The organism is Rhizobium sp. BK196, assembly GCF_014193255.1.
In the GTDB taxonomy this organism is placed as follows: Bacteria; Pseudomonadota; Alphaproteobacteria; order Rhizobiales; family Rhizobiaceae; genus Rhizobium.
Genome location: NZ_JACHZB010000016.1, coordinates 1 through 1,334, shown reverse-complemented (window position 1 = coordinate 1,334; position 1,334 = coordinate 1). Strand labels below are relative to the sequence as shown.

Below are 1,334 nucleotides of genomic sequence, written 5' to 3'. Positions count from 1 at the left end.
TCCTCGATGAACCAGCTCGACGCCGCCACCCAGCAGAACGCCGCCATGGCCGAAGAGACGACGGCCTCGGCCGAAACGCTGGCTGCCGATACCGACGAACTGCTCGGCCTCATCCGCGGCTTCCGCGTCGGCAACGCCGCAGCAGCGCCCGCCATGCATCAGGGTCGCCGCGCCGCTTAAAGGCGGGTGACTGCAAGCTATTTTATCACGAAAGAAGTTAGCGGCCGCCGGATGAATATCCGGCGGTTTTGCTTTTGGTGCGCCCCCAGATTTGTAGGGAAATTTTGTCCAAAATCTAATAAAATTAAAGCTTTATTATAGGATGAATGCCAATCGTAGCTAACCGGTCGCAGCATGTTCCTTTAGCAGCGGTAGACGCGTCGCCTTTATCCGGTGCGCTCGCACAGGCGGTAGAAAACCGCACCGGAATGCAGCCACTCATTCCCGTTGCGAGGCATCATGAAAAATTTGAAAATATCGAAGCAACTTATCTTGCTGGTCATCGGCCTGATGGTAGCGTTTGCGATCGCGACCACCCTCCAGGTCCGCTCCTCGGTCAATGCGATCTACAAGGAACGCTATGACATGCTGCGTTCGGAAGTCCAGTCTGCGGTCTCCGTTCTCAAGCTGTATCAGGCAAAGGTGACTTCAGGCGAAATGAAGCTGGAAGACGCCCAGAAGCAGGCCTATGCGACCGTCAATGGGATGAAGTACGAGCCGGATGGCTATTTCTTCGGCTATGACTACGACGTGAAGATGATATTCCACTATGACGCCTCGAAAGTCGGTCAGGTCAACAAGGGGCAGCCGGACAGCAAGGGCAAGCTCTATCGCGAAGAGCTGGTCAAGCTCGGGCAGCAGGGCGGCGGTCTCGTCGAATATTATTCCACAGCCAAACCCGGCCAGCCCGTTGGCGATTATCGCAAGACGGCCTATGCACTGGCCTTCGACCCTTGGAAGGTCGTCGTCTGTACGGGCGTCTATATGGACGACCTCGATGCCCAGGTGAACGACAAGATTCTGGCGGCGCTGTCAGGCAGCATCGTCCTATTCTTCTTCGCTATTGTAGCGGCCTATCTCGTCATCCGCGGCATATCGAATCCTCTGAAGGACGTTCACACCGCGCTGCAGGCTGTTGCCGAGGAAGACGTCTCGATTGCCATCCCGCATACGGGGATGAACAACGAGGTCGGCATGATGGCGAAGGCGACGCAGTCGCTGCAGGAAAAGATCAGGGAACGTCACGCGATGTCGGAGCGCGAGGCTGCCCAGCAGCTGGCGCTCGAAAGCGAGCGCGAAAGCAACCTGCGCCATCAACAGGATGAAGCCTTGCT

2 protein-coding genes are annotated in these 1,334 nt (G+C 56.9%); both read left to right on the top strand.

Going from position 1 to position 1,334, the window contains the following annotated elements:
- Positions 1–180, top strand: a 180-nt coding sequence (locus tag FHT78_RS29115; RefSeq protein ID WP_183750007.1) for a hypothetical protein, incomplete at its 5' end; no start/stop codon positions are given.
- A 279-nt stretch (positions 181–459) separates the two neighbouring features.
- Positions 460–1,334, top strand: an 875-nt coding sequence (locus FHT78_RS29110; RefSeq protein WP_183750006.1) for a cache domain-containing protein, incomplete at its 3' end; no start/stop codon positions are given.